The organism is Cellvibrio fontiphilus (assembly GCF_042646205.1).
In the GTDB taxonomy this organism is placed as follows: Bacteria; Pseudomonadota; Gammaproteobacteria; order Pseudomonadales; family Cellvibrionaceae; genus Cellvibrio; species Cellvibrio fontiphilus_A.
Window position 1 is genome coordinate 530,888 of the sequence record NZ_JBHRTF010000004.1, and the last position, 23,368, is coordinate 554,255.

The window sequence follows — 23,368 nt, forward strand, 5'->3', positions numbered from 1 at the left end:
AGTCGCTATGGGATCAATCAAATTGTCGCGCTTGTTGGGGTTGGCCCTGACGGCATCGCTGCTGCTGGCCTGTTGGCCCGCGCGCCAAGCGCCGCTGCTGGTTAAGGTCAACTTTGATGAGGGCGCGGGTACGCAACTCAGAGAGGTGGTGTCGGGCCGTGACTATGGCATCCAGCACCGGTTTCGCGAGGCGCGTTATAAGCCGGTGTCTGATCCTTATTGGCGCAGCCACTGCATCGCCGGGCAATGTTTGAAGTTTGATGGCTCCAGCAATGCCATTGAGTTAGCGCCGCTGGTCATGCCGGCATCCGGGGTGATAACACTCAGCTTGTGGGTGGCACCGCAAGCCTATGAATGGGGTGATGGTGGTTTGCCCTCGGGCTTGCTTGGCCAGTATCAGGCGGCGGCACATCAGGGGTTTGTGCTGGGCATAGGGCGCCACGGTGAGTGGCTGGTGCAGCTTGGCGATGGGCTGGAAACCCACACAGTGACTGCCGGGCAGCGCTTGCCGGTGGATAGCTGGTCCCATCTGGCGCTGCGCATAGATAAACCCGCACAGACCCTGGCTTTCTACCGCAATAGCGAGCTGGTGGCCGAGCACAGGCTGTCTGCGTTGGCCCAGTTCCAACTGCCGGATACGCCGCTGTTTATTGGCCGCCACCCGGCCGCCATGTTGCACCTGGGGCATTTTTACCTGCACAGTTTTAATGGCTTGATGGATGAGCTGGCGGTACTGGATGGGGCGCTCCCCATCGCCGAGCATCAAGCGCTCTACACCCGCGCTTTGGCGGATGGCCAATTGCCCGCGCTGTCATTGGCCGATACCACCATCGCACGGCGGGAATTTGATGGCGACAAACATCGCCCCCAGTATCACCTGATGCCTGACGCCCACTGGATGAATGAACCCCATGGGCCGTTTTATTACCAAGGCAAATACCACATTACCTTCCAGAAAAACCCGCACGGGCCGTTTTGGCACCAGATCCACTGGGGTCACCTGGTCAGCGACGACATGGTGCACTGGCGCGAGGTGGACATGGCGCTGCGCCCCGAGGCGGGGGATTTAACACCGGATGGCGTCTGGTCGGGCAGTGCCACGCTGGATGCCGAGGGTAACCCGGTGCTGTTTTTTACCGCCGGTAACGACCAGCTGTTTCCCACCCAGCGCATGGCGCTGGCTCGCCCTAAAGATCTGACTGATCCACTGTTGCGCGAGTGGGTTGCGCACCCCAAGGCGCTGATTACCCAGCAGCCCGATTGGGGGTTGTTTGGTCAATTCCGCGACCCCTTTGTGTTTTGGGATAAAACAGTCAGCAAGTGGTATCAACTGGTGACCTCTGGCATTCCAGATGGCAGCGGCACGGCGCTGGTGTTTTCCTCTAGCGATTTATTCAAGTGGGACTATTTAGGGCCGCTGTTTAGCACCGACATAAAAGCCTATCCGCAGGTTGGCCCGGTGTGGGAGCTGCCGGTGCTCTTGCCTCTGGGTACTGGGCGCGATGGTCGCCCGCGCCACTGGTTTGGCATCAATTCCCACGGCGCTGGGGCGGTGGTGGAGGTCTATTACTGGATTGGTGTTTGGGATGCCGCCACCGGCCGCTTTAGCCCGGATCACCCCGAGCCGCGCCTGATGGATATAGGCGACCGCAAATTCACTGGCCCCAGCGGCATGGTTGATCCGCTGACCGGGCGCAGCATTTTATTCAGCATCGCCCAGGGCGAAACCACCCGTCAGCAGGAGGCCGAAAGTGGCTGGGCGCACAACGGCGGCCTGCCGCTACACCTGTGGCTGGGTGAGGACGACCAGTTGCGGTTTGCGCCTATCGCCGAGCTGGCCTCGCTGCGCGGTGAGCCTTTGGTGGATGCTGCCAATATCAGCGGTGCCGAGGCACAGGCGCTGTTGGCACCGGTCAAGGGTGATTTGTTAGAGCTGGAATTGGTGCTGGATGCTGCCCAATTGGTCAGCACTGCAGGTAAAGGTTCGCTGGGGCTGGCGCTGCGCAAGAACCCGCGCGCCACTGAATTGACCCGGTTGAATCTGCTTCCGCGTGGCGGGCGCAACTGGCGCCTTGAGCTGGATCGCAGCCGCACCAGTCTCGACCCGGACGTATTGAGTTATGGCGTGCAGGGTGGTGACTTGGTGTTGGATGACGAAATCCGGCTGCGGGTCTTTCTGGATCGCTCCATGCTGGAGGTGTATGTCAATGACCGCGCCAGCCTGACCAGCCGCTTGTTTCCCGCCACATTGGATGCGCTGGGGCTGGGCCTTGAACTGCCGCCCGCCGCAGTCGTGAAGCGCTTGCGTGTGTGGCCCATGAATGCGGCGCAGGGGGATGCTGCACCGGTCGCGCCCGCTGCGTTTGACTACAGCGAAACCACCTGGCAGAGCGCGCTGCCCAACCACGATTTCAGCCTGTGCAACCTCGCCGGCTGGCAGGCCCAAGGCGAGGCATTTACCCCGGCGCAAGTGGTGGCGGATCAGCGCGAGCTAAATCCCAGTGGGCGTATCCCCGGCGCTTGTCAGCTGCTGGGTAGTTTGGCGGGCGGCGATGCCACCGGTGAGCTGCGCTCGGCGCGCTTTGTGCTGGGGGGCAATGGTCAGCTTAATTTCCTGATCGGCGGCGGTATGGATAGGGACAATCTCTATGTCGCACTGGTTGACGCGGACACCGGCCAGGAGCTGATGCGCGCCACCGGCACCGAAGCTGCAGATCAGGCGGATGGCGCCCGGCACGGTTTGCGCCGCGTTTATTGGGACGCCAGCAGCGCCCTGGGCAAAACCCTCTACTTCATCCTGCGCGATCAGTCCAAAGGCCCGCGCGCTTATCTCAATGTGGACGACTTCCACATTCCCATGCAATCCACACTAATAACCGAGACTTCCCTATGACAAGTTTTATCAGCCCTCTGGCGCCGGCAGAAGCCTGGCGCCCCCAGTTGCACTACAGTGCGCGCGGCAACTGGATCAACGACCCCAATGGTCTCTTTTACAAAGATGGTGTCTATCACCTCTACTACCAGATGAACCCGGACGACAGCGTCTGGGGCAATATGCACTGGGGCCACGCGGTCTCGACTGACCTGCTGCGCTGGCAGGAGCTGCCCATTGCATTAGATGCTGAGCCGGAAGGTCTGGGTTACGCCTTTTCCGGCGGCGCGGTGATCGACTGGAATAACAGTTCCGGCTTGGGCGATGGGGTAAACCCACCGATTATCGCCACCTATACCCAGCATTCCAAAGACGCGGTACAGGTGCAGAGCATTGCCTACAGCACCGACGGCGGTAAGCGTTTTGTGCCCTATGCCGGCAACCCGGTGATTGCCAACCCGGGCCTGAAAGATTTCCGCGACCCCAAGGTGGTCTGGCATGAGCCAAGCCAGCGCTGGGTAATGGCGCTGGTGGCGGGTGATCGCGCGCATTTTTACACCTCAACCAACCTGCGCGAGTGGACCTTTGCCTCGGAGTTTGGCGCTGAACATGGCGCCCACGGCGGAGTGTGGGAATGCCCCGAACTCTTCTCGCTCACCTGCGCCGAGACGGGTGAAAGTCGCTGGATCTTAACGATCAGTCTCAACCCCGGTGGCCCCAATGGCGGCTCGGCCATGCAATATTTTGTTGGCCAGTTTGATGGCCAGGTATTTCAGGTGGAACACCAAGATACCCGCTGGCTGGATTTTGGCACCGACTTTTACGCGGGCATCACCTGGGATGGCCTGCAAACCATGGGTGATGAGCGGGTGATGATCGCCTGGATGAGCAACTGGCAGTACGCCAACAAAACTCCCACTGACAGCTGGCGCGGCGCTATGTCGCTGCCGCGCCGCATGGCCTTACGCAAGGTGGATGGCCACTACCGCGTGGCCAGTGAACCGCACGCCAATTTGCTGGCGGCGCGCCACGCCGGGTTTGACTGGTTGCAGGATCGCCCGTTGGGAGTGGGTGAATTGCTCAGCACCAAGGAGCTGCCGCCGGTGGCGGAAATTGTGCTGCAGTTGCGTTGGTCGGCGGCTGCCCCGGTACTGGAATGGCAATTGATCAATGCGCAGGGCGAGCAGTTGAGCCTGGTATTGGACGCCGCAGAGGCTAGTCTTAGTCTTGATCGCCGCCAGTCGGGCTGGGATCAGGAAGGTTTTGGGCGCGCCATGCACGCCGAGTTGTATGCAACGGCGCCCGGTATGGCGGAGCTGCGTTTATTTGTGGATCGCTCCTCCATCGAGGTGTTTGCCAATGGCGGCCTGACCTGTGTGACCAGCTGCTGTTTCCCGCAATCACCCTATTCAACACTGCAATTACACCTGCGTGCAGGCGCGCTGGATGCGGTGTCCGCACAGATTTACCACTTGGAGTAAGCGGCTATGACGATTTGTGTACTGGGCGAGGCAATTGCGGATCTAGTGCCTACCGAACAGGGCTTGTATGACCCTAAGGTGGGCGGTTCACCCTTTAATTTTGCCCGCTGTCTGGCGCGTTTGGGCGCGCCGGTGCGTTACGTGTCACCCATTTCCAGCGATGCGCTGGGCGAGCGCATGCTGGCCGAGATGCAGGCGCAGGGCATAGATTTTGATCCTGCCAATCGCTCGCCACTGCCTACCTCGCTGGCGCTGGTTGCCTATGATAATGGCCAGCCGCGCTATAGCCTTTACCGCGAAGGTATTGCCGATACCGATTTTACTCCCGAGGCCATTCTGGCGCAGATAGCACCCGAAACCCGCCTGTTCCATACAGGTTCGCTGATGTTGGTGCCGGCGGTAATCGATCGGGTTGCCTCGCTGCTGGAGCAGCTGCGCGCGCGCGACATAGTGATCAGTCTGGATCTCAACCTGCGCCCCGGCGTAGTGCGCGATCTGGGGGAATATCGGCGCAAAATCCTGGAATTGCTGCCCTTGGCTGATGTGATCAAGGCCAGTGACGAGGATATGGCGTTGCTGGGCCTCGATATTGGCCAGCTCCAGCCAGTGCTGGAGCGCTACTTTGCCGGTTCGCTGTTGGTGTTGACCCGTGGCGATGCCGGCGCCAGTGCCTATTCCGGCGGGCGGCAGGTGAGTGTGCCAGCCTATAAGGTGAGCAGGGTGCAGGACACCATCGGCGCTGGCGATACCTTCTACGGTGCCTTTGTGGCGCACATCTACACGGCGGTGAGGTTGCAGCACGGCTGGGCTGGGGATGGGTTGTTGCAGGAGGCGCTACAGCGAGCCTGTGCGGCGGCGGCTATCAATGTCACCCGCCAGGGTTGCCAACCACCTGCTGGTGATGAAATCGCGGCGGTGATGAGCGGGCAGTGGGTTCTCTAAGGCCCGAATGTTGGGTAAAAGCGTAACGCCGCGCAGCAAAAATATGCGTGATTTGCTGCAGACACACAAAAAAACTTGCATTGAACGACTCAAATATTATTATGTCTATCGATGGTCAAATTTTTATCAAAACACTCCCTCAGGTTCATGATTCATGGAATTCGCGCCCGAAGGGAGGGGAGGAGCGCTGGTAAATAAGCTTTGCTTTGAGTTAAGGCTTATAGTCCAGTTGAAAATGTCTAACGATGGTCACTGTAAATCCTGGCAGGGTATGAAGATTATGAAAATAAATAAAATTCTCGCGGCGATGCTGTTAGTGCAGGGTGGAAGTTTGTTGTTCCCCTTTGCCGTTTGCGCGCAAGTGGTTACTGATACTGCACAACCCGCAGCAGAAAAAGCTGCCGGCAAAAAAGAAAAGCCCCAGGACGAGGGGTTGAAACTGGAAGAAATCATTGTGACCGGTACTGCCGGTGGCGGCCAAATGACCAAGTTCGAGGCCTCCTTTGGTATCACCACCATCAGCCAGGAGCAGATGAAAGCGATAGCTCCGCAAAGCACCGCCGACCTGCTGGGTGAAGTGCCCGGTATTTTCACCGAGGGCGGCACCGCCGGTGAGGCCAGCAACAACGCCAACGTGCGCGGTATTCCCTCTTCAGGCGGCTTCAAGTTCCTGCCCTTGCTGGTGGATGGATTGCCCATGTACGAAGAGCCGGAAATCGGCTTTATGAACAACGACGTGTTTATCCGCGCCGATTTGATGACCGAAACCGTGGAAGCGGTGCGTGGCGGCCCTTCAGCGGTGCTCTACTCCCATGCACTGGGTGGCGCCGCCAACTTTATTACCCGCACCGGCAGTCAGGAGTATGAAGGCGCGGTGAAGGTGGAAGTGGGCGACTGGGGCCATTTGCGCAATGACTTTTTTGTCTCCGGCCCACTCACTGATCGCCTTACCTTTGCGGTGGGTGGTTTCTATCGTGTATCTGACGGTATTCGCGACCCGGGTTATACCGGTAACGACGGCGGCCAAATGCGCGGCAACCTGGTCTGGACCAGTGAAGACGAGCTGACCAAGGTGGAAATGCATGCGCATATGCTGCGCGACAAAACCATTTTCTACCAAAACGTGCCCTTTACCATTCCCCGTGTAGACGAGCGCCCCACGGTGGATAACCCGGCGCGGGTAGACAATATCCAGGATCTGGGCATCGACCTGGCCAATGGCACACTCGCCTCCAACGACCTGCGCACCGGCACCATTAAAACCGCACAGGGCGAGCGCGAATACGACCTGGCCAATGGTATCAATCCCAGTTTTGATATCTGGACGCTGAAGTTCAGCCGCGATTTTGACACCTGGAAAATTGAAAACAACATGCGCAAAACCTCTGGTGTCAGTGGTTTTAACGCAATTTTTGCCGGTATGCCGGTGAAGGCCGAGCAGTTTGTATTTGACCGCGAGCGCAACGATGTGGCCAACCGCGCCTATACCGCCGCCCAGCAATGTGACCTGGGCTCGGTTTACCTCTCCTACTTTGGTGTGAATGAACGCAACTGCGGCGATAACCTCAATGCCGCTAACCTCACCGAGTTCACCAATCGCTACCGCAGCTACAGCGACTTTGCACTCAAGTATGCCGATGACGGCGCGCCGCTGGATTTGGCCCAATCACCCTATGTGGCTTTCCAAACCCTGTGGTTGGCGGAAGTGGAAGCGGAAATGTTTGTGGACGACCTGCGCCTGCACACCGAGCTGGATTTCTTTGGCGAGCACAACCTGACTTTTGGCACCTACTTCAGCAATTACGATCTGGGCACCCAGCTGACCATTACCGAAATGATTACCGATGTAACCGGCAGCCCGCGCAAGCTGGACTTGGTGGCCACCAACGCCTCGGGTGCACAAATCGGCCCGTCGCTCACCGATTACGGTATTTATCGCCACGTCAACACCTTCCTCAAGGTGGATGACAAACACCAGGCCTTTGCGTTTTATATCAATGATGATTGGGCGGTGACTGACCGCTTGGACTTGAATCTGGGGGCGCGCTGGCACCAGTTGAATATCGACAGCAACTACTTCTTTGCCGATACCGGATCGGACATTACCGCCGCGGATGTGGAGGTGGGCAGCACTTCGGACACCTTGGCGGACAACAGTGTGGTGGGTTTGTCCGGGCGGGTACAGGCGCGCGAAATCGAGTTCAACCAAAACGGCTGGACCCTGGGCGCCAACTTCCGCTTGCTGGATAACCTTGCCCTGTTTGGTCGTGTATCCGAATCCTTCCGTATGCCGCGCTCGGAAGTCATCTGGGCGGATCGCACCTCGGCCGACCCGATTCAAACCATCGATCAGCTCGAAGGTGGGGTGAAGCTGATGGGCGACACCTTTGACGCCTTTGTCACCGTGTTCTGGAACCAATTCCGCGCCACCGGCAACAACCACGAGTACAAAGATATCGAAGATCCGGCGTGCCAGGTGACCGACGGCAATCTTATCGACTTGAACGAGTGCCGCACCATTCAGGGTATTTCCCGTCGTGGCACCGAGAACATAGGTGTAGAGCTGGAAACCAACTGGCGCCCGGAGCTGCTGCCCGGTTTTGCGTTGAGCACCACCATCACCTGGCAAGACCCACAATACTCCGGCGGCAATGTGCCGATTGTGGAACCAGTTACCGAAGAGGTTGATGGGGTATTTGTGACCACCGGCTACCGCACCATTGAATCGGGTATCGACGGCAATATTCCGCGCCGTTTCGCCCGCCTGATGACCAATATTCGCCCCAGCTACAACTTTGAGGATCTCACCGGTGTGCCGGTGACTGTGTATGGCGCCGCCCAGTATTTGGGTGAGCGGTTCGGCGAGGACGACAACCTGATTATCTACCCCGACTACTGGTACTTCGAAGCGGGTGTGATGGGGCAGGTGAATGACCAGTTCAGCGCGCAGTTGCATGTCACCAACCTGACCAATGAGGCCGTTCTGACCGAAGGCGGCAACCTGGATGTGAATGTGGTTACCCAAGAGGGAGATCGCAATATCGCCTTGGGCCGGCCACTCATGGGGCGCACTATCAAACTCAGTTTGACTTACGAATTCTGATGTCGAGAGGACGAATAATGAAAACAATATCCAAGCTTATGCAATTGACCGCACTGGTGGCCGTGTCTGGCGCGCTGGTGTCCTGTGGCGGTGACGCCGGCGGTGCCGGTTTTGAATTTACCGGTTATGTGGAGCCGCAACAGGGCAATTCCGAAACCCTGTTTAAAGTGACCAATAGCGACCCGCTACTGTTTAACCCGGCCAATGTGATTGCCGATTTTGAAGATCCTGCCTTTATCCAGAACCCGGCCAATGGCTGGGTGGTGACTGGCCAGTTTGCCGAAGGTAAGGATTGGAATGTGCTCACTGCCAAATTGGAAGGTGCGCGTATTGGCAAGGTGGCGGTGAGCACCTGCGAAATTAATGGCAAAGATTGCGACAGCAATACCGGCAGCATGCTGACCCCGGCCTTCACCATCAATAACGACTACATCAACTTCCTGATGACCGGTGGCGCCACGCCAGTAGGTGTACAGGTGCGTTTGGCGGGCACCGAAACGGTACTACTGCAATTCCAGCCCAACTCCTGCAGCAAACCAGTGCTGGGTGGCAACGACGATTGGTTCCACTTTGATGTGCGCGCACTCAAAGGCCAATCGGTGCAGTTGTATATTTTTGACAACGAAACCGCCGGTTGCGGCTTTGTGGCCTTCGATCACTTTTATCAAAGTGGCAGCGCCTTTGGCCAAATGGCGGCCAGTGCGGGTGAACCCACCTCGGGCGTGGGTGTAACCCTGCCGGAAGATGGTATCTCCAATATTGTCGGCAACTTTGATGATGCGGTGAAAATGGCAACCAGTACCGAATTTGACGGTTTTGGTTGGGCTGCCACGGGCGATTTTGCCAATCCGCAAGTGCCCGGTGCCTGGCAGGGCGCCAGTGTTGCGCAAGACTCGGCCCGCATTGGCGACCGCGCCTTCTCCAGCTGCAGCACCTTTGCCGGTGGCTGCGCCTCGCTGCAAGGCACAGTGACATCGCCCGCGTTTACCGTGACTCAAAGTTATCTCTACCTTTTGGCAGCGGGTGGCTCAGACACCAATCAAGATGCCGTGGTAGAAGTCTTGCGCGCTGCCACCGATGAGGTGCTGGTGAGCTTTACCCCCAAAACCTGTGATAAGGGCTATATCACCGACGACAGCGATTGGTACAAGGTGGATATGGGCGCCATTCTCGGTCAGGAAGTGAAAGTGCGTATTGCCGACCGCTCGACGGCTACCTGTGGTTTTATCGCGGTGGATCACATTTATCAAAGCGGCAACGCCAGTTTTGACAATGAGGCCGGCGAAACTGTAACGCCACCAGTCGCTGGCGTGGCCAATATTCCCGAAGAATTCCAGGCGTTTAATGTGTCGGTAGCCGCCGATGCCTTTACCGAAGGTCAGGTGGTGGGCAACTTCAACTCGGCACTGGCCATGTTGGAATCCGGCTGGGTGGCTACAGGTACATTTGCCAATCCCGCCAGCGCCACTGCCTGGCAGGGCACTACCCGCTTTGATGCCGCTGCCCGGGTGGGTGAAGGTTCCGTCAGTACCTGTGAAATCAATAACAACGCCGAAGGTTGCGATGCACCCACCGGCACACTCACCTCGCCCGCTACTACCGTGGTGCAAGACTTCCTGTATTTCCTGATGGGCGGCGGCAACGGCTCGGCGCCGGTTGGTCTGCGCATTATGGATAGCATCGGCAATGTGCTGCACAGCTACTCGCCCAACTCCTGTGGCCCGTCTTATATCGATGACAATTTCGATTGGACTGCCATTGATATGAGCGCCATCCGCAATGCCAGCGTGCGCTTCCAATTGTTTGATGAAGAGGCGGGCGGTTGTGGTTTTGTCAGCTTCGATCACCTGTATCAAACTGAGCGCGACCCCGCCAGCAACGACGGTGTGCTGCCCAACCCCATGATTAACGGCGGTGCGGTAAGCCTGACTGACGAGACACTCGCCAACTTGTCCTTCAATACCGCGCTGCCCTATGCCGATTCCGGCAGCAATGTGCTTGGTCGTTTTGACTCACCTCAATCCGCGCTGGACGCTGGCTGGGTAGCCACCGGTTCTTTTGCTGCTTCGCTCGATGCTGATGCCTGGCAGGGCACAACCCGCTTTGCCGAATCGGCCCGTGTAGGGGCGGGTGCGGTCAGCACCTGTGAGCTGAATGCCAACGCTGAAGGTTGCGATGCGCCAGTAGGCACCCTGACCTCGGCCGCCTTTACTGTGACTGCCGAACAACCGCTGCTGGCGTTTTTGATGGCCGGCGGCAATGGCAGTGCACCTGTGGGCCTGCGGGTATTAAACGCTGCCGATGATGCCGAGTTGGTAAAACACACGCCCAACAGCTGTGGCCCTTCCCATATCACTGGTGATGAAGATTGGGTGACTTTGGATTTAACGGCCTATGTCGGCACTCAAGTCAAAATTGAAATTTTTGATAACGAACCCGGCGGTTGTGGTTTTGTCAGCTTCGACCATGTGCACATGACCAATGGCGAAGCCTATGACCCGGCGGCCAGCGATGAAGGTGAAGTGGTAGATCCAACCGCAACCCGCAATGTGACTGTACCAGCGGATGCCTTTGAACAAGTGCTGGGCAATTTTGATGATGCCCAAGCCATGCTGGATTCCGGTTGGGTTGCCACAGGTGCTTTTGCTAACCCGGCGGCAGCGGATTCCTGGCAGGGCACTACCCGCGCTGGCAATACCGCCGCGGCGGGTGTGGGCGCCGGTGCCGTGAGCACCTGTGAAATGAACGGCAATGCCGAAGGCTGCGATGCACCGGTAGGCACATTGACCTCACCGGCGTTCACCGTGGATGCGGCGCGCACCAAGCTGAATATGTTGATGGCCGGCGGCAATGGTTCAGCGCCTGTGGGTATCCGCGTAAAACGCGCCAGCGATGACAGCGAAGTGGCGGCTTATAGCCCCAACAGCTGCGGCCCATCCCATATCAATGGCGACGACGACTGGGTAACCCTGGACCTGAGCGCCAATGTGGGTGAAAGCCTCTACCTGGAAATTTACGACAACGAAGCCGGTGGCTGCGGTTTCCTGAGTTTTGATCACCTGCATATGAGCAGTGTTGTCGCGCAGCTGCCTTAGTGCACTGCGAGTTTCGGAACCTGGCGGTTTTCTGCTTCTGGAATCTGATGAAAAGTCGCCGCCAGGTTTTTCGCCCGAATCATTTGCTATAGGTCACATCATGAAAATATTTGCTTCACAACTGCGCCTACCCAAACGCACCCTGCTGGTGTCGCTGATTGCCAGCCTGACGCTTGCCGGTTGCAAACTGGGCGAGGTCGGCCCATCGCCCAAATCCAACAACGAACCAGAAGAGCCGCCGGTTGCTACTGGCAACCTGGTATTTCATCTCGCTTACGACGAAGCCTCCGGCAATACCCAGGAGCAGGTGAGCGATGCGGCAGTGGTTATTAATAACCAATTCAATAATGCCGAGCGGGTAGTGGGCGTGAATGGCAATGCCCTGCGCACCGATGGTTTTTCTACCTACCTTGATGCCACGTTTAGCTTGGCCAATCCCAAAAATCTCACAGTGGAAACCTGGGTGGCTTTGGAATCCTATCCCTCGGATCGCGAACTGCCCTACGACCAGCACAAGCCTTCGGCTCTGGTGTCGCAATTTGATGGCAGCAAAGGTTTTACTCTGGATATCAACACCTGGGGCGAATACAGCTTCAAAGTGAATGTGGGTGGCACCCTGGTCACCCTTAAAGCCAGTGAGCGTTTTCCCTTGTATCGCTGGACCCATGTGGCGGCGGTAGTGGATAGCGTGCAAGGCAAAGCCAATTTGTTGCTCAATGGTGTGGTGGTGGCTACTGCCAACATCAGTAAAAACCAAACGCTGCAACTGGCCGAGCGCCCCTTGCGTGTGGGTAAAAGCCATACCGATATTGTCGATGGCATTTTCCTGTTGAATGGTATCAACGGCGCTTTTGACGATACCCGCGTCTACGATTACCCGCTCACCAGTGCGGCACTTTTGGCCAACTACCAAGCGGGCAGCAGTGCCGATAGCGATGCCGCCATCAAAACGCCTGCCAGCCGTTTTGCTACAGATTTACAGCGCCCCAAATTCCACGCCATGCCACCGGCCGGCTGGACCAACGAGCCCCACGGTTTAGTGCGCAGCGGTAACCAACTGCACATGTTTTACCAGCGCACACCCAATGGCCCGTTTAAAACCCAATCCCATTGGGGCCATATGGTGAGCGAGGATTTTGTGAATTGGACAGTACTGCACGATGCGCTTTATCCAACGCTCGCGCCCAACAGTACCAGCGGTTTTGATATGAAAGGTATTTGGGCGGGCGATGTGGTGGTGAGCAATGGCAAAGCCTATGCGTTTTACACCAACGTGAATCACTCCGGCGATTTCAACCCCGGCATCGCCCTGGCCACCAGTGACAGCGAAAATTTCCTCACCTGGGAAAAACAAGAGCCGCTGATCGACAGCGATCAGGTGCAGGATTTCCGCGACCCCTATTTGTGGGAAGAAAATGGCACCTGGCACATGCTGATTGGCGCCAAAGTGCAGGGTAAAGGTGGCTTGGCCTACTACACCTCCACCAACCTGTTGAACTGGACCTACAAACCCACGTTTAGCAGCCTGAGCTACGCCACTATGGATGTAGGTTCCGAAGTGTGGGAACTGCCGGTGTTTGAACCTATTGGCAATGGCAAGCACATTTTGCTGGTGAACCCGGTAGGCGGAGCCGTGAGCAAATACGACAACACCAACCCAACTCGCGGCCTCTATTGGATAGGCACCTGGGCTAACGGTGTGTTTACTCCCGACTACCAACAGCCGAAAAAACTCGATTTGGTGCGCGGCCATTTATCGCCCACGGTTGAGCGCAACGATGATGGTGTATTGACGGCCATTGGTATTGTGGATGAGCGCCGCAGTTCCCAAGCGCAGCTGGATGCCGGTTGGGCTCACACCTTCAGTTTGGCGCGCGAGTGGTATCTGCTGCCCGACAACGCCACTTTAGGCCAGCGCCCCAGCGAACATTTAACCAGCCTGCGCACGGCTGCTACCCCAACCTCGGTAGCTAATCTCTCCACCACCGATGTTGGCGCCACAGGTGCAACTGGCCGCCAGTTGGAATTTGTACTCACACTGGATAACAGCAGCACCGCCGAACGCTACGGTTTTGAAGTGCTGGCCAATGCCGACCGCTCCGAGTACACCCGCGTGTATTACGACGCTATTGGCAAACGCATAGTGCTGGATAAACGCAACAGCACCACTGCCAACGAGGAAGATAAAGTGCTCATTGTTGAAAATTACGATGAAGCGGCTTTTGGTAAACCCACCAAATTCCATGTGTTTATCGACGGTTCAGTAGTGGATGTATTTATTAACGATGCCGCCGCCTTTAGCTTCCGCAGCTATCCCACCAAGGCTGATAGCCATGGCATCAATGTGTTTGCGGCGCAGGGCACTGCAACATTCAGCGCGCTGGATTATTGGTCGTTAAAAGCAATTTCCCTGCAATAGGGTTTGCCCGGTGTTTTAGCCTTTGCCCGCGCGCCCCTAATCTTTGGGGGTAGCGGGCTTTTTTATTGGGAGATAGAGAACCGTGACATTAAAAAACATCATCGCCTCAATATGCCTTGGCGTGTCTGCCTTGCAAGCCGTGCCACTCGCTGCCAGCGATGAGCAATATCGCCCGGCCTTCCACTATGCGCCCCAACACAATTGGATGAACGACCCCAACGGCATGGTGTATCTGGACGGCGAATATCACCTGTTCTACCAGTACAACCCCTATGGCCACGCCTGGGGGCCAATGCACTGGGGCCATGCCGTTAGCCGTGATTTGCGCAATTGGCAGGAGTTGCCTATTGCTTTATACCCGGATCAATTGGGCACCATTTTTTCGGGCAGCGCCGTGTTCGACAAACACAACACCAGTGGCCTTGGCAGCAAAGAAAATCCTCCGCTGGTGGCGATTTACACCTACAACCACCAATTCCGCGAACACCAGAGTTTGCCCACAGGGCAATCGCAGGCCTTGGCTTACAGCCTGGACAAGGGCCGCAGCTGGCAAAAATATGCGCATAACCCGGTGTTAACCAACCCGGCCGAGCGCGACTTTCGCGACCCCAAAGTCTTTTGGTTTGCGGCGGGCAATAAATGGATTATGAGCCTCGCGGTGGACAGGAAAATCAGTTTTTATTCCTCCAAAAATTTGCGCGACTGGCACCACGAAAGTGATTTTGGTGAGGGCGTTGGCGTTAAGGATGGCGTGTGGGAATGCCCGGATTTAATTCCGCTGCGCATTGAGGGCAGCGATGTACAAAAATATGTGCTGCTGGTGAGCATCAACCCCGGTGCAGTCAACGGCGGTTCGGGTACCCAGTATTTTGTGGGTGATTTTGACGGTAAAACTTTCCAGTTGGATGCGCAATTCAGCGCGCAATTGCAGCAGAAAAGCCAGCAGGGCGAATCACCTGCAGAGTGGTTGGATTATGGTGCGGATAACTATGCTGGCGTGACCTGGTCAAACCTGCCGGATGGACGCGCCTTAATGATTGGCTGGATGAATAATTGGGACTACGCACAAATCACCCCGCTAAAAACCTGGCGCGGCGCCATGACCCTGCCGCGTGAATTGAGCCTGGTACAAAGCAATGGCCGCTATCTGCTTAGGTCAGTGCCCGCGCGTGAAGTGGCCGGTCATCTGCAAAAAAAGATTGCCTTAACCCCCACCAACATCAGCGGCAGCTATGAGTTGTTAAGTGCCCAAGGCGTGAAAGAATTTCCCCAGTATGTGCAATTGCAATTTGCCCAGCCGGTGGCGGGCAAGGTGGAAGTTTCACTGGGTGCCGGTCGCGAGCAGACGCGCTTAATTATCGATGGGGAAAAACAGCAGGTATTGTTTGATCGTAACCAATCCGGGTTGGTGAAATTCTCCGATAAGTTTACCGGTGTGCAGCGCGCGCCATTCAATAATCAACAAGGCTCACTCAAGCTGGAATTGTTTATCGATAAGTCATCGCTGGAGATTTTTATCAACGACGGTGAACTGGTTTTCACTAACCAAATATTCCCCACGCAATTTGTATCACCTAAAAAACCGCGGGAAATATTGATCAAAACCAATAATCCGCTGCAATTAAGCGCAGCTTCCCTCGGTTATTTTTAAGTGGTTCAGGAGTGGCAATAGATGAGAAATATTTTGTTGTGGGCAATTACGGTATCCCTTGCCGGATTTCTATTTGGCTTTGATACAGCGGTAATATCTGGCGCCGACTTGCGCCTGCAATCTCTGTGGAATACCAGCCCGCTAATTCACGGCTTGCTGGTTATGTCGTCCGCACTCTGGGGCACGGTGCTGGGCGCTTTATTTGGCGGCATTCCCTGCGACAGGTTAGGGCGCAAAACGACTCTGATTATTATCGGAGTCTTGTATGTGGTTAGTGCCATAGGTTCAGCCCTGGCCAATGACCCCTATGTATTTTCGCTGCTGCGTTTTATTGGCGGTGTTGGTATAGGGATTTCGTCCATTGCTGTGCCCGCCTATGTGTCGGAAATTGCACCGGCAAAATACCGGGGGCGCTTGGTGGCCACTTATCAATTCCAAATTGTCTTTGGCATTTTGGCGGCCTTTCTCAGCAATTATTTAATTGCTGGCAGCAGTGAAAACGATTGGCGTTTTATGCTCGGCGTAGTGGCTATTCCCTCGGCGATTTTTCTGCTGCTGGTATTTTCAGTGCCGGAGAGTCCGCGCTGGTTGTTGCTGGAAAAAAATAACCAGCAGGCGGCGCGCGCTATCTTTCTAAAAATGGGCGAGACTGCGCAGTCTGCGGATGCTGCCATTAACGAAATTACCGCCGCCCATAGCACCAGTACCCACGAACCGCTGCTGCAAAAAAAATATTTCATGCCGATTGTGCTGGCATTTTTAATCGCCTCGTTTAACCAGCTTTCCGGCATTAACTTTATTATTTATTTTGCCCCCCGCATTTTTAATCTGGCGGGTTTGGATGCCGCTTCGTCGCTGCTGTCGTCCGCCGGGGTGGGCACCATTAATTTGATTTTTACCATGCTCGGTTTGGCCTTAATCGACAAGCTGGGGCGTAAAACCCTGATGCTCATCGGCTCGATTGGCTACCTCATTTCCCTGAGTGTAATCACCTGGGCGTTTTACGCCGGTGTGGGTGGAATGCTGGTGGTGTTTTTTGTATTTGCCTTTATCGCCGCCCACGCCATAGGGCAGGGCGCTGTAATCTGGGTATTTATTGCGGAGATCTTTCCCAACAGCGTGCGCGCCAAAGGCCAGTCACTCGGTGCCAGTACCCATTGGATTTATGCCGCGCTGATTACCCTGTTAATGCCCAGTTTTTTAAGCAGTTATCAGCCCCATTATATTTTTGGTTTTTTCACCTTGATGATGTTGCTGCAATTAGCCTTTGTGATTTGGATGATGCCGGAAACCAAGGGGCGTTCATTGGAATCTATTGCCCATAAGTTTCATTGAATGTAATTCGTCGCAAAGCAAAAGAGCAAAAAGCTCTTGCCAATAAAAAAGCCCCCTTGAGTAAACTCATAGGGGGCTTTTTTATTATGTGGTGGGCCCAGCTGGACTTGAACCAGCGACCTGCCGATTATGAGTCGGATGCTCTAACCAACTGAGCTATAGGCCCAAAAAATAGCTGCCGTAGGGCAGGGATGCGCATTATAGGTGGAAGTTTAGTGTGTGGCTATAGTTCCTAACTTATTGTATTGCTTAAAAAATAAAACCCGCCGGAGCGGGTTTTATTTTGTGCAGTATTTGGGCGATTAATCGTCCAGGAAGCTGCGCAGGTGATCGGAACGGGAAGGGTGACGCAGTTTGCGCAAGGCCTTTGCTTCGATCTGGCGAATACGTTCACGGGTTACATCGAACTGCTTGCCCACCTCTTCCAGGGTATGGTCGGTGTGCATGTCGATACCGAAGCGCATGCGCAGTACTTTGGCTTCGCGCGCGGTGAGGCCGGCGAGCACTTCGCGGGTGGCTTCCATCAGGCCTTCCATTGTTGCTGACTCCACCGGAGAAATAATGGTGGTGTCCTCAATAAAGTCGCCCAGATGTGAGTCTTCATCGTCGCCAATAGGCGTTTCCATAGAGATGGGTTCTTTGGCGATTTTCAGCACCTTGCGAACTTTGTCTTCCGGCATTTCCATGCGCTCGCCCAGTTCTTCGGGCGTGGGTTCGCGCCCCATTTCCTGCAGCATTTGGCGCGATACACGGTTGAGCTTGTTGATAGTCTCAATCATGTGTACCGGAATACGGATGGTGCGCGCTTGGTCGGCGATGGAACGAGTAATCGCCTGGCGAATCCACCAGGTGGCATAGGTAGAGAATTTATAACCGCGACGGTATTCAAATTTATCCACCGCTTTCATCAGGCCAATGTTGCCTTCCTGAATCAAATCGAGGAATTGCAGGCCGCGGTTGGTGTATTTTTTGGCGATAGAAATAACCAAGCGCAGGTTGGCTTCCACCATTTCTTTTTTCGCACGACGCGCACGCGCTTCACCAATCGACATGCGACGGTTGATGTCTTTGATGCTAGCCAGGCTTAGGCCGCTTTCCGCTTCAATCTGTGCCAGCTGTTGCTGGGCAGTTTGTACATCGGGCAGAACACGCTCCAACTTCTCAGGTGCGTCTACCTTGCCTTTTAGCATTTCTGGCAACCAAGCTTCATTGGTTTCGTTGCCGGGGAATTCCTTGATAAAGGTTTTGCGCTGCATTTGGGCTCTGCGTGTGCAAAGATCCATAATGTGACGCTCGTGCTTGCGCACGTTATCCAAGGCTTCGCGTGCTTTGGTGTAGATAGGGTCAAATTGGCGTGCGGGTAATTTGAAGAATTTGAACAGGTCGCCCAATGTCGAGAGTTCTTTCTCGGCTTGTTTGCTGCCGTAGCCATACTTGGCCAAAGCTTTAGCTGTTTTGTCTTGCTGCTTTTGCAATTCTTCAAAGCGGACACGGGCTTCTTCCGGGTCTACACCGGAAACCGCTTCTTCCTCGTCTTCCGAGGCGGCCTCTTCCTCTTCATCATCAGCAGCAGGTTTGGCACCGGCGGCAGTAGCAACCGGTATCTCTTCTACTTCGGCGAGTGCAGCAGGAATGTCTTCGACTGGATCCAACCAGCCAATAATCACGTCCGCCAAACGACGTTCTTCTTTGGCGACTAGCGCATATTCGTCCAGTACTTGTTGCACTGCCCCAGGCCAGTAGGCGATGGCATGCATAAGCTCGCGCACACCTTCTTCGATACGCTTGGCAATAACGATTTCGCCTTCGCGCGTCAGCAGCTCCACCGTGCCCATTTCACGCATATACATGCGTACCGGGTCAGTAGTGCGGCCGGTTTCGGTTTCCACAGCGACCAGTGCGGCGGCGGCTTCAGCGGCGGCGATTTCGTCAGCGGCGGCGTCGCCATCGGTCATGAGTAGGGTATCGGCATCGGGTGCCGTTTCGTACACGCGGATACCCATGTCGTTGATCATCTGAATGATGTCTTCGACCTGATCCGGATCAGAGATGTCCTCCGGCAGGTGATCGTTTACCTCGGCATAGGTCAGATAACCCTGTTCTTTACCGCGGGCGATCAGTTCTTTGATACGGGACTGTTGCTGTTGGACGTCTTCAGACATTCGAAACCCTATTGAAACCTGATGTGTGAAATGCAAAGCCCGAAATTATACTCCACTTGCGAGTGTGGATTCTAGGCGACAGTTGCGTGGCGCCCTGTTCTTCGGACAGTTTTGGGGTGATTTGCAGGTATTTGACCGGCTTTTGTGTTTAGTGTTGCAATTTTTTATCCAGAGCGGCGCGCACCAGCGCATCTCGCTCGGCCTTGCTGAGTTGATTAAAGTCGGTGTTTTTCAACTTGGCCAAGGATTCTTCCGCTTTTTTTTGTGTTTGTTGCAGACGCAGTTTTTGCATGGCGTGCGTGAATGCCGCTTCGGTATCGTAATCGGCCTTGGCCGGCTTGTCTTGCCGGGTTTGCGCTAGCGCACTGGCTGCTTGCAATAAATCGTGACCTGCAACGGCTGCTAATCGTTCTGTACTTTCGGTGCCATAAATACCTCGCCAGTAACCAATTAAATGTGACAAATTGTAGTGAGGTCGCTCGTGCAGTACTTTCAGTAGTCTTCCCAGCATCTGGCAGTCCAGATCATCCTCGCAGTTCAGCCATTGGTCGTGATCCGGCTCCAGGGTGGCAAGACTGGGATAAGTGAGTAGCAGTGCAAGCGCCTTGCGCGCAGGGGGCATCAAATATTTGCTGCGCTTGGCGGCACCGAGTTCGGGCTGATAAGGGTGGTTTACGACGCGACGCGGGCGGGCGTCTTCATAAAATTCGTGATAATCCGGCGGTGGCAACTCTTGCGGGAAATCGCTGTAGTCTGCGTCCAGATATTCCGGTGGTCTTGGCTGGTGATTAAATTCTGGCTCAATGTTTTTGAGCGTTGCGAATTTGGGTGTGGTGTCTTCTGTTATCGGTGGGGTGGTTGAAGGCGTAAAAAATGGTTGCGCTTCCCCTTTTTCTTGTTCCTGTATCAGCTCTTGCAGCACGTTACGATTAAGTCCGGTGCGTGTAGCCAGGCTTTCAAACATTAGCTCGCGAAATACCCCTTTGGGGAGGCGATCCAGCAGTGGCGCGGCGCGCTTGCTGAAACTGGCACGGCCTTCCATGGTTCGAATATTCAAACCATCGGCGACGGCATCGAACAGGTAGTCCTCAAAAGGCACTGCCAGTTCAATCATGCGTTCAAACTTGTCTGGCCCTATTTGGCGCACCAGGGTGTCCGGATCTTCGCCCTCTGGCAGGAAAAGAAACTTGACCCTGCGGCCGTCGGTCATGGTGTCGATGGCCGCTTCAAGTGCGCGCTGTGCGGCGCTGCGACCGGCTTTGTCGCCATCAAAACAAAATACAACTTCGTTAGTGTATTTGAAGGCGCGATCCAGATGATCTGGCCCGCAGGCAGTACCGAGCGTGGCAACCCCATAGCCTATGCCGAATTGTGCAAGGCTCACGACATCCATGTAGCCCTCTACCACGAGTAGGCGCGGTAATTCGCGATAGGCGAGTCGCGCCTCATATAGCCCGTAAAGCTCTTGTCCCTTGTGGAATACGGGGGTTTCTGGCGAGTTAAGGTATTTGGGTTTGTCGTCCCCCAGGACGCGACCACCAAAACCTATCACCCGCCCTCGCGTATCGCGAATAGGGAACATAATGCGGTGGCGAAAACGGTCGTAGAGTTTCTTTTCCTGCTCTTGATGAATCAGCATGCCACCTTCGATCAGCAGATGTTTGTCTTCATCATTTTGGCCGAGCGCTTTAAGTAGATTGTCCCACCCCGGTGGCGCAAAACCTACCCCGTAGACTTTGGCGGTTTTGCCATCCAGTCCGCGGTTTTTCAGATAGTTCACTGCCAAGTGTTTGCTGGGGTGGTGGCGCAGCTGCTGCTGATAAAACTCATCTGCCTTCTCCAGCAGGGTATAAATGCTGCGTTTTTCCTGCTCGCGTTTGGCTTGGGCTTCGGTTTGTACCTCGCGCGGTACATCCAGCCCTGTTAGGCGCGCCAGGGATTCAACGGCTTCCGGGAAGCTCAGACGCTCGTAATCCATCACAAAGCCCAGAGCGTTGCCGCTCGCGCCACAGCCGAAGCAGTAATAAAACTGTTTTTCCGGACTTACGGTGAAGGAGGGAGTTTTTTCGTCGTGAAAGGGGCAGCAGGCGCTGTAATTTTTGCCAGTTTTTCGCAGCTTGACGCGACTATCGACCACATCGACTATGTCGAGGCGGTCGAGCATGTCATCGATAAAACTCTGCGGGATTAAACCGGCCATGAGGTGCGTCGCTTATGAGCTTGGGGGAATGACTGGTGACGACTAGTTGCTCAGTTTGGTTTTGAGCAGTTTGCTCACCTCGCCCATGTCGGCGCGGCCTTGGACTTGGGGTTTGATCAGTGCCATGGCTTTGCCCATATCGCGCGCTTCGCTGACGCCTGCATCGGCAATGGCGTTAACCACTATAGCTTCAAGCTCGGAAGCGGTGAGGGCAGCGGGCAAAAACTCTTGAATTTGACCGATCTCATAGGCTTCTTGTTCGGCAAGTTCAGGGCGGTTGGCATTGCGGTACTGTGTTTCAGAATCGCGACGCTGCTTGACCATCTTGTCCAGCACGGCGAGGACACGAGAATCATCTAATTCGATGCGCTCATCGACTTCAATTTTTTTAAATTCAGACATCACAAGACGCAAAACCGCGACGCGCTCTTTTTCTTTAGCGCGCATCGCGGTTTTCAAGGCATCATTTATGCGGTCTTTTAGCGTTGGTTGACTCATGATTCACCGTTTGGTCAGTAATACAGGAGTGGAACGCACAACTCGTTAGTTGACAGATGCAAACAAAGCTAACGAGCGCAACCGATTGAACTAAAGCAGTAGCTGCCGATAAGTGCGGCAGTTAATAACTTAGTACAGGCGGGTAAACTTTTTAGATTCGCGTTGAACCTTTTTAGCGTGACGCTTAACAGCAGCGGCTGCATCACGTTTACGAATAGTGGTTGGCTTCTCATAGCATTCGCGAGCGCGAACGTCAGCCAAAATACCTGCTTTTTCACAAGCGCGCTTGAAGCGACGCAGAGCTACATCAAAGGGTTCGTTTTCTTTAATTTTTACTGAAGGCATGCTGTTACCTTTAAAAAGAGTGCTTAAAAATGATGTCTTGCGGATGGCTGCGGGCGTACAAATACCGCGAAGTCTCCGAGGGGTGCGGATTCTATACATTTATGATGGCGGTCGCAACCTTGTCTCATCTTCCTCATTGGGATTGGCGCGCTGGGTTTTCGCAAGGCCAGCCATTATGATGGCGACCTGATTTTGGGTGCTGTCTGCCATCCTGGCTATTTGAGGTTAGTCTTATGCGTGTACTGGGGTTAGAAACGTCCTGTGACGAGACCGGCGTGGCCGTCTATGACAGCGAGCAAGGCCTGTTAGCGCATACGCTTTATAGTCAAATAGCACTGCATGCTGATTACGGCGGTGTAGTGCCTGAATTGGCTTCGCGCGACCATGTGCGCAAGCTATTGCCTTTGGTCAATGAGGTGCTGGCGGCGAGCGGCTCAAACCCACAGGATATTGATGGTATTGCCTACACATCCGGGCCGGGGCTAATCGGAGCACTGATGGTCGGTGCGTCTATGGGGCGCGCCTTGGCCTATGCCTGGAAGGTGCCTGCCATCGGTGTGCACCATATGGAGGGGCATTTATTGGCGCCCATGTTGGAGGCCAATCCGCCGGCTTATCCTTTTGTTGCACTATTGGTTTCCGGTGGGCATACCCAGTTGGTGAAGGTAGATGCGCTCGGCGAATATGAATTGTTAGGTGAATCCATCGACGATGCTGCCGGTGAGGCTTTCGACAAGGCTGCTAAAATGCTCGATCTGGATTATCCCGGTGGGCCGCAGGTTGCAGCGCTTGCGGAAAAGGGTGTTGAAGGGCGATTCAAGTTTCCGCGCCCTATGGTGGACCGCCCCGGGTTGGATTTCAGTTTTAGCGGCCTGAAAACCGCTACGCTGACAACGGTGAACAATCACGCACAAGACAATGGTTTACCCGACGATCAAACCTGCGCCGATATTGCCAATGCCTTTCAGGCAGCGGTGGTGGATACGCTGGTGATTAAGTGCAAGCGCGCTCTGGAACAAACCGGGATGAAAACCCTGGTGATTGCCGGCGGCGTATCGGCCAATAAAAAACTGCGTGCTGAGTTGGAAATCCAACTCGCTAAAATTGGCGCAAAAGTATTTTATGCGCGCCATGAATTCTGCACCGACAATGGCGCCATGATCGCTTACGCCGGTTGCCAGCGCCTGTTAGCAGGTCAGCAGGAGGGCTTGGCGGTCAATGTAAAGGCGCGTTGGCCGCTGAATACACTCTCTTCTCTTTAAAAG

At 55.2% G+C, this 23,368-nt stretch carries 13 protein-coding genes and 1 tRNA gene; 9 read left to right on the forward strand and 5 right to left on the reverse strand.

The genetic code is table 11. The features are described from left to right. Positions 1–7: 7 nt before the first annotated feature. The 8 genes from ACFODX_RS10955 to ACFODX_RS10990 all read left to right on the forward strand — a co-directional run bounded on the left by ACFODX_RS10955 (position 8) and on the right by ACFODX_RS10990 (position 16,898). Entirely contained in the window at positions 8–2,893 is a 2,886-nt protein-coding gene (locus ACFODX_RS10955; RefSeq protein ID WP_378119006.1) for a LamG-like jellyroll fold domain-containing protein, read from the forward strand. Continuing rightward, on the forward strand, positions 2,890–4,353 hold the full coding sequence (locus ACFODX_RS10960) for a glycoside hydrolase family 32 protein (RefSeq protein ID WP_378119008.1): 1,464 nt from the start codon (positions 2,890–2,892) through the stop codon (positions 4,351–4,353). Before ACFODX_RS10955 ends, ACFODX_RS10960 begins: the two co-directional genes overlap by 4 nt. 6 nt (positions 4,354–4,359) lie before the next feature. Then, positions 4,360–5,295 carry a carbohydrate kinase family protein gene (locus tag ACFODX_RS10965; RefSeq protein ID WP_378119010.1) on the forward strand — a complete coding sequence of 312 codons (936 nt, stop codon included), beginning with the start codon at positions 4,360–4,362 and terminating at the stop codon, positions 5,293–5,295. 280 nt (positions 5,296–5,575) lie between these two features. Then, complete coding sequence (locus ACFODX_RS10970; RefSeq protein WP_378119012.1) at positions 5,576–8,398, forward strand: TonB-dependent receptor; 2,823 nt, start codon at positions 5,576–5,578, stop codon at positions 8,396–8,398. Between the two features lie 17 nt (positions 8,399–8,415). Then, positions 8,416–11,493, forward strand: coding sequence for a hypothetical protein (locus ACFODX_RS10975; RefSeq protein ID WP_378119014.1), 3,078 nt, complete (start codon positions 8,416–8,418; stop codon positions 11,491–11,493). Positions 11,494–11,593: 100 nt separating this feature from the next. After that, a complete protein-coding gene (locus ACFODX_RS10980; protein WP_378119016.1) occupies positions 11,594–13,912 on the forward strand; it encodes a GH32 C-terminal domain-containing protein in 2,319 nt (772 codons plus the stop codon). Positions 13,913–13,994: 82 nt separating this feature from the next. Beyond that, on the forward strand, positions 13,995–15,563 hold the full coding sequence (locus tag ACFODX_RS10985) for a glycoside hydrolase family 32 protein (protein ID WP_378119018.1): 1,569 nt from the start codon (positions 13,995–13,997) through the stop codon (positions 15,561–15,563). Between the two features lie 21 nt (positions 15,564–15,584). Then, entirely contained in the window at positions 15,585–16,898 is a 1,314-nt protein-coding gene (locus tag ACFODX_RS10990; RefSeq protein ID WP_378119020.1) for a sugar porter family MFS transporter, read from the forward strand. An 89-nt stretch (positions 16,899–16,987) separates the two neighbouring features. Here ACFODX_RS10990 and ACFODX_RS10995 read toward each other — a convergent pair. The 5 genes from ACFODX_RS10995 to rpsU form a co-directional block, all read right to left on the reverse strand. Beyond that, positions 16,988–17,064 (reverse strand) — tRNA-Ile (locus tag ACFODX_RS10995). A 136-nt stretch (positions 17,065–17,200) separates the two neighbouring features. After that, on the reverse strand, positions 17,201–19,060 hold the full coding sequence (gene rpoD, locus ACFODX_RS11000) for an RNA polymerase sigma factor RpoD (protein WP_378119022.1): 1,860 nt from the start codon (positions 19,058–19,060) through the stop codon (positions 17,201–17,203). A gap of 148 nt (positions 19,061–19,208) precedes the next feature. Continuing rightward, on the reverse strand, positions 19,209–21,260 hold the full coding sequence (gene dnaG / locus ACFODX_RS11005; protein ID WP_378119024.1) for a DNA primase: 2,052 nt from the start codon (positions 21,258–21,260) through the stop codon (positions 19,209–19,211). 42 nt (positions 21,261–21,302) lie between these two features. Next, positions 21,303–21,758 (reverse strand): GatB/YqeY domain-containing protein, encoded by a 456-nt coding sequence (locus ACFODX_RS11010; RefSeq protein ID WP_378119026.1) that lies wholly within the window; start codon positions 21,756–21,758, stop codon positions 21,303–21,305. A gap of 129 nt (positions 21,759–21,887) precedes the next feature. Further along, a complete protein-coding gene (rpsU, locus tag ACFODX_RS11015) occupies positions 21,888–22,103 on the reverse strand; it encodes a 30S ribosomal protein S21 (RefSeq protein WP_007644759.1) in 216 nt (71 codons plus the stop codon). Positions 22,104–22,336: 233 nt separating this feature from the next. Between rpsU and tsaD the strand changes: the two genes are divergently transcribed. Continuing rightward, entirely contained in the window at positions 22,337–23,365 is a 1,029-nt protein-coding gene (tsaD, locus tag ACFODX_RS11020; protein WP_378119029.1) for a tRNA (adenosine(37)-N6)-threonylcarbamoyltransferase complex transferase subunit TsaD, read from the forward strand. Positions 23,366–23,368: the final 3 nt, after the last annotated feature.